General features: G+C 64.6%; 4 protein-coding genes. All 4 read right to left on the bottom strand.

The window, feature by feature from the left end; all coding sequences use genetic code 11:
- Positions 1–325 (bottom strand): transposase (locus BpN12_RS14555; RefSeq protein WP_246796309.1); only part of this gene is annotated, 325 nt, incomplete at its 3' end.
- Positions 326–790: 465 nt separating this feature from the next.
- On the bottom strand, positions 791–3,268 hold the full coding sequence (gyrB, locus tag BpN12_RS14550; protein WP_246796308.1) for a DNA topoisomerase (ATP-hydrolyzing) subunit B: 2,478 nt from the start codon (positions 3,266–3,268) through the stop codon (positions 791–793).
- Between the two features lie 238 nt (positions 3,269–3,506).
- Positions 3,507–4,613, bottom strand: a complete 1,107-nt coding sequence (gene dnaN / locus BpN12_RS14545; RefSeq protein WP_246796307.1) for a DNA polymerase III subunit beta — start codon at positions 4,611–4,613, stop codon at positions 3,507–3,509.
- Between the two features lie 185 nt (positions 4,614–4,798).
- A complete protein-coding gene (gene dnaA / locus BpN12_RS14540) occupies positions 4,799–6,400 on the bottom strand; it encodes a chromosomal replication initiator protein DnaA (RefSeq protein WP_246796306.1) in 1,602 nt (533 codons plus the stop codon).
- Positions 6,401–6,503: the final 103 nt, after the last annotated feature.

Raw genomic sequence — 6,503 nt, 5'->3', positions numbered from 1 at the left:
TCCCATTTGTGCCATTCGTCAACCCTCCCTCATTCGATATTAATAGGAAGGTGTTGCAACGATCCATTGAACCTACCGCGGCTTTTTTTAGGATGTCTCGTTCTTCTTCGAGACGACGCATCTGAGCCCGAAGGCGAAGCACCTCTTGTTTCGCTTCCAGTAGTTCGCTGGCTTGCGCTTCGGACTTGTCCGGCTTGACCCACTTGTACAGGCTATGGGCTGATACGCCCAGCCTGGCCGAGACTTCGGCCACGGAGTAGCCCCGCTCGGTGATTTGTCGAACCGCTTCTTGCTTGAATTCCGGGGTAAATCTCTGTGCGCTCATGACGCCCTCCTATGCTCAAATCATAGGCCAGCAGCGTCTAGCGTTCCCTGGGCAGTCCACCCATCGTCGCCGCTGTCTGGAGGACAGTCGCGACTGCACCGACGTTTTATTGGTCAACTCAACGTCTAGTTCCGAGCGAGGCTTACGCAAGGGTGCTCGTCGCTCATAGCCTATTTAAAACAGCAAACGACTGTGCGACGCCGTCGTAGGCGGAAGCGGAATCGCTTTCCGCCGCAGTCCAGACGAGAGCCATCGACCGGCGAAGGCCAAAGAAACGGGGCCTAAAGGCTCCAGATTGTCGCCGATACTGGCGGAACAAGGTCCACTCCAACATGTTGCTCCTTGTTCCCTTCGGAGGTGACGTGAGCCGGTGCCGAGATTTACGCTATCGGATTGCATCCATTAATAAATATCTCAACGAATGCCTCCCAAAATCTCACCTTATGGCTCCTGCTACACACCCGATCAAACATCAATATTCCCCGCCCGCAGTGCATTCGATTCGATAAACGCCCTTCTCGGCTCCACCTCATCGCCCATCAGCGTCGTAAAGATCCCGTCCGCCGCAATCGCGTCCTCGATCTGCACGCGCAGCAGGCGCCGCACGTTCGGATCCATCGTCGTCTCCCAAAGCTGCTCGGGGTTCATCTCGCCCAGCCCCTTGTAGCGCTGCTTCGACACGTTGCGCTCGGCATCCGTCATCAGCCACTGCATCGCGCTCTTGAAGTCCCTCACGGCCTGGCTGCGTTCGCCGCGCTTGATCAGCGCGCCCTCGCCGATCAGGTCCTTGAACGTATCGGCGGTGCTGACCAGCTGCTTGTAGTCGGCCGTGAGCAGGAACTCCTCGTCTATCACGGAGACCCGCACGTTGCCGTGATGCGGACGCTCGATGCGCAGCACCCAGCGCTCGCGCACCTCGTCGTGGAGCGCCTTCACGCGCACCTCGTTCTTCATCGCGTCGCTGTCGAGCATCGCGGCCTGCAGCGCGGCAGCCGACGCCGTCGCGGCCTGCTCGCCGGCCAGATCGATCGCCACGCCGTCCATGATCGCCTCGAGCGCGGCCGGGTCGTACAGGCGCCCCAACCGCTCCACCACGCCGCGCGACAGCAGGTACGAACGCGCCAGCGCCCCGAGCGCGTCGCCCGAGATCGCCGCTGCCTCGCCGCCCGGCTGCAGCTCCGAGCCCTGCAGCGCGAGCCGCAGCATGTGCGCGTTCAGCTCGCCTTCGTCCTTCAGGTAGCGCTCGTCCTTGCCGGCCTTCACCTTGAACAGCGGCGGCTGCGCGATGTACACGTAGCCGCGCTCGATCATGTCCGGCATCTGGCGATACAGGAACGTGAGCAGCAGCGTGCGGATGTGCGCACCGTCCACGTCCGCGTCGGTCATGATGATGATGCGGTGGTAGCGCAGCTTGTCGAGGTTGTAGTCTTCCTTGCCGATCCCGCAGCCGAGCGCGGTCACCAGCGTGACGATCTGCTCCGACGACAGCAGCTTGTCGTAGCGCGCCTTCTCGACGTTCAGCACCTTGCCGCGCAGCGGCAGGATCGCCTGGAACTTGCGGTCGCGGCCCTGCTTCGCCGAGCCGCCGGCCGAGTCACCCTCGACGATGTAGATCTCGCACTTGGCCGGATCCTTCTCCTGGCAGTCGGCGAGCTTGCCCGGCAGGCCGACGCCGTCGAGCACGCCCTTGCGGCGCGTCATCTCGCGCGCCTTGCGCGCGGCGTCGCGCGCGCGCGCGGCCTCGACGATCTTGCTGCAGATGATCTTCGCGTCGTTCGGCGTCTCGAGCAGGAACTCCTCGAGCGCCTTGGCCACCACTTCCTCCACCGGCGCGCGCACCTCGGACGAGACCAGCTTGTCCTTGGTCTGCGAGCTGAACTTCGGCTCCGGCACCTTCACCGACAGCACGCACGAGAGCCCCTCGCGCATGTCGTCGCCCGAAGTCTCGACCTTGGCCTTCTTGGCGATCTCGTTGTCGACGATGTACTTGTTGATCACGCGCGTCATCGCCGCGCGCAGGCCGGTCAGGTGGGTGCCGCCGTCGCGCTGCGGGATGTTGTTGGTGAAACACAGCACGTTCTCGTTGTAGCTGTCGTTCCACTGCATGGCCACTTCCACGCCCACGCCTTCCTTCTCGCCGATGATGTGGAAGATGGTCGGGTGCAGCACGGTCTTGGTCTTGTTGATGTACTCGACGAAGCCCTTCACGCCGCCCACGAACGCGAAATCGTCTTCCTTGCCGCTGCGCTGGTCGGTCAGGCGGATCCGCACGCCGTTGTTGAGGAACGACAGCTCGCGAATCCGCTTGGCGAGGATGTCGTAGTGGTATTCGACGGTGCCGAAGATGGTCGGATCGGCCATGAAATGCACTTCGGTGCCGCGGTGCTCGGTCTCGCCGACCACTTCCATCGGCGACACTTCCACGCCGTCGCGCGTCTCGAGCACGCGGTTCTGCGCGACGCCGCGGTGGAATTCCATGAAGTGCTTCCGGCCGTTGCGGCGCACCACGAGGCGCAGCCAGCTCGACAGCGCGTTCACGCACGACACGCCCACGCCGTGCAGGCCGCCGGACACCTTGTAGCTGTTCTGGTCGAACTTGCCGCCGGCGTGCAGTTCGGTCATCACGATCTCGGCGGCGCTGCGCTTGGGCTCGTGCTTGTCGTCGAGCTTCACGTCGGTCGGGATGCCGCGTCCGTTGTCGGTGATGGAGATGGAATTATCCGCGTGGATCGTCACGTGGATGTCGTTGCAGTAGCCGGCCAGCGCCTCGTCGATCGAATTGTCGAGCACTTCGAACACGAGATGGTGCAGACCGGTGCCGTCAGACGTGTCGCCGATGTACATCCCGGGCCGCTTGCGGACCGCTTCCAGACCCTCGAGGATCTGGATCGACGAGGCGCCATAGCTGCTGTTGTCGGGCTGCGAATTGTGCTGTTCAGTCATGGATGTCTTCCGGTTCTGCTGGCCGCCACGAAGTGCTGCGGCCCGGTGCTTCTGTCAGGAAAACGAGGCCCGTCGAATGATCCGTTCGCGCCGTTTCGGGGTGCGAAACGGGCGGTTCGAAACGGTGATCCGGCCGGGAAACGCCGTACGAGACGGCTGGCCGGGCGCGGGCCCGCATTTGCCATAAAAACGCCAAAGGGGCGTGGCGCCCCTTGGTGTGTCGGTGTGTCGAGCGCGCTCAGATGCGCATCGGCATGACCACGTACTTGAATTCGTCGATCTCGGGAATCGTGATCAGCGCGCTCGAGCTGGCGTCGCCGAGGCTCACCTGGATGTTCTCGACCTTCAGGTTCGCGAGCACGTCGAGCAGATACGTGACGTTGAAGCCGATGTCCACCGTGTCGCCCTGGTACGCGATCTCGAGTTCTTCCTGCGCCTCTTCCTGGTCGGCGTTGGTCGACATGATCTTCAGCTGGCCCGGGGCGATGATGCAGCGCACGCCCTTGAACTTGTCGGAGGTCAGGATCGCGGCGCGCTGCAGCGAACGCTGCAGTTCCTCGCGGCCGATCGTGAAGGAGTTCTTGTGCGCCTTCGGGATCACGCGCTGGAAGTCGGGGAACTTGCCCTCGACCAGCTTCGAGACCAGTTCGACCTGGCCGAACGTGAACTTCGCCTGGGTCTGCGCGATGTCGATGTTGACGACGTCGTCGATGTCCTCGAGCAGGCGCTGCAGCTCGAGGATGGTCTTGCGCGGCACGATCACTTCCTGGCGCGGGAACGTGCCGCCGTCGATCTTCATCGACGAGTAGGCGAGGCGGTGGCCGTCGGTGGCCACGGCCATCAGCTGGTCGCCGTCCACCACCAGCAGCATGCCGTTCAGGTAATAGCGGATGTCCTGCTGGGCCATCGCGAAGTAGACCATCCCGAGCAGCTGGCGGAACGCCTTCTGCGGCACCGCGAGGCTCGCGCCGAAGTCCTTCGATTGCGCAACGGTCGGGAACTCGTCGGCGGCCAGCGTCTGCAGCGCGAAGCGGCTCTTGCCGGACTGCACCGTCAGGCGCTTGTCGGCGAGCGACAGCGTGACCTGGCCATCGGGCATCGCGCGCAGGATGTCGAGCAGCTTGCGGGCGGCCACGGTGGTCGCGACCTGTTCGCCGCCGACGCCGAAATCGGCGCGCGTGGTGATCTGGAGTTCGAGGTCGGTCGACAGGAACGATACGTCGGAACCCGTCTTCGTGATCAGCAGGTTCGCGAGGATCGGCAGCGTATGGCGGCGTTCGACGATACCGCTTACGGTTTGCAGCGGCCTGAGGAGGGTGTCTCGTTCGGTCTTGACCAGTTGCATAGAGTTCCTTCGTTGAATTAACGGCCTGCAAGCCACGCAACGCCCACCCGGCGGGCCGCTGCCTTCCCGCCGCCAGGGCGGTCACAAACCTGTATTGTGCCTCAAAACCGAACCGCCCCTTTCAATTTGACCGGGATCGGCGTATTACATCGCGCGCGCGAAGGCACCGCCCCCGCACGCCGCGATCATCCCTTCAGCGTCTGTTCGAGCACGTGCAGCTCGTGGTTCAGCTGGGCATCCTTGCCGCGTTCGTCGGCGATCTTGCGCACCGCGTGCAGCACCGTGGTGTGGTCGCGTCCGCCGAACAGCTCGCCGATTTCGGGCAGGCTCTTCTGGGTCAGCTCCTTGGCCAGGTACATCGCGATCTGGCGCGGCCGCGCGATGTTCGCCGGACGCTTCTTCGAATACATGTCGGCGACCTTGATGTTGTAGAAGTCGGCGACGGTCTTCTGGATGTTTTCGACCGAAATCTGCCGGTTCTGAACCGTCAGCAGGTCCTTCAGCGCTTCCTTGGTCAGCTCGATCGAGATTTCGCGGCCGTGGAACTTCGAATACGCGAGGATCTTGCGCAGCGCGCCCTCGAGCTCGCGCACGTTCGAGCGCAGGTGCTTGGCGACGAAGAACGCGACGTCCTCGGACAGGCTCACGCCCTCCGACTGCGCCTTGCGCATCAGGATCGCGACGCGCATCTCGAGCTCGGGCGGCTCGATCGCCACGGTCAGGCCCGAATCGAAGCGCGAGATCAGGCGGTCGTCGATGCCCGAGATTTCCTTCGGGTAGGTATCGCTCGTGATGATCACCTGCGCCTTGTTGGCGACCAGCGCCTCGAACGCGTAGAAGAATTCCTCCTGCGTGCGCGACTTGCCCGAGAAGAACTGGATGTCATCGATCAGCAGCAGGTCGAGCGAGTGGTAATAGCGCTTGAAATCGTCGAACGCCTTGCGCTGGTAGGCCTTCACCACGTCCGACACGTATTGCTCGGCGTGGATGTAGCGGATTCGCGCGCCGGGCTTGTCGAGCAGCAGCTGGTTGCCGATCGCGTGGATCAGGTGGGTCTTGCCGAGGCCGACGCCGCCGTACAGGAACAGCGGGTTGTACGACACGCCGGGGTTGTCGGCGACCTGGATCGCCGCGGCGCGCGCGAGCTGGTTGGCCTTGCCGGTGACGAAGTTGTCGAAGGTCAGGACCGGGTTCAGCTTCGAGCGCTCGTAGGTCGAGTCGGCCGCGTCGCCGGCCGCGGGCGCGCCGCTGCCGGGCCGCCAGGTGCGGCGGCCGGCGGCCGCCTCGTGCGCGGTCAGGCTCGGCAGGTCGAGGTCGGCGGCGTCGTCGGCGTTCAGCGCGGCGGCCTGGGCCGCCGCGTGGGCGGCCGCCTGCGCGGCCTGCGCCGCGGCGACGGCCGGATTCGGCGCGGCGTGGGCGATCACCTCGGGCGCGGCAGCCGGCGTCGCGGCGGCCGCTGCCGGCGCCATGCCGGTGGCCGCGGCGGTCGCGCCCACCGAGGGCCGCGGCGCGACCGCCGGTGCGGCGCCGCGTGCGCCGGCCTTCGGGTCGAGCACGAACTGGACGTCGATCGGGGCGTTCCAGAAATCCCGAGCCAGATCGGAGATCCGGCCCGAGAACTGGCTCTTCACCCAGTCGAGCTTGAAGCGGTTGGGGGCGGCAATGGACAGCGTCTGCGCGGCGGCGTCGAACGCCACCGGCGCCAGCGGTTTTATCCACGTCACGTACTGCTGGGGCGTCAATTCACGCTCCAGCAGGGCGGAACAGTGTTGCCAGAAATCGTTCATCGAGTTGCTGTCGTTCTTGGGTTGCACAGCGGCACGAGGCCGCCCTCGTCGCGGGTCGGCAACAAGGCCCGGTGCGGCCGAGCGAGCATGCTCCGGAGGCGCG

The sequence above is a fragment of the Burkholderia perseverans genome (assembly GCF_022870505.1).
GTDB lineage: Bacteria > Pseudomonadota > Gammaproteobacteria > Burkholderiales > Burkholderiaceae > Burkholderia > Burkholderia plantarii.
The sequence above is the reverse complement of the archived record's forward strand: the minus strand, read 5'-3'. Positions and strand labels throughout refer to the sequence as shown.

Excerpts from the sequence above, each read along its gene's own strand:
- gyrB (WP_246796308.1), bottom strand. The coding sequence starts at position 3,268 with ATGACTGAACAGCACAATTCGCAGCCCGACAACAGCAGCTATGGCGCC.
- dnaA (WP_246796306.1), bottom strand. The coding sequence starts at position 6,400 with ATGAACGATTTCTGGCAACACTGTTCCGCCCTGCTGGAGCGTGAATTG.
- dnaN (WP_246796307.1), bottom strand. The coding sequence starts at position 4,613 with ATGCAACTGGTCAAGACCGAACGAGACACCCTCCTCAGGCCGCTGCAA.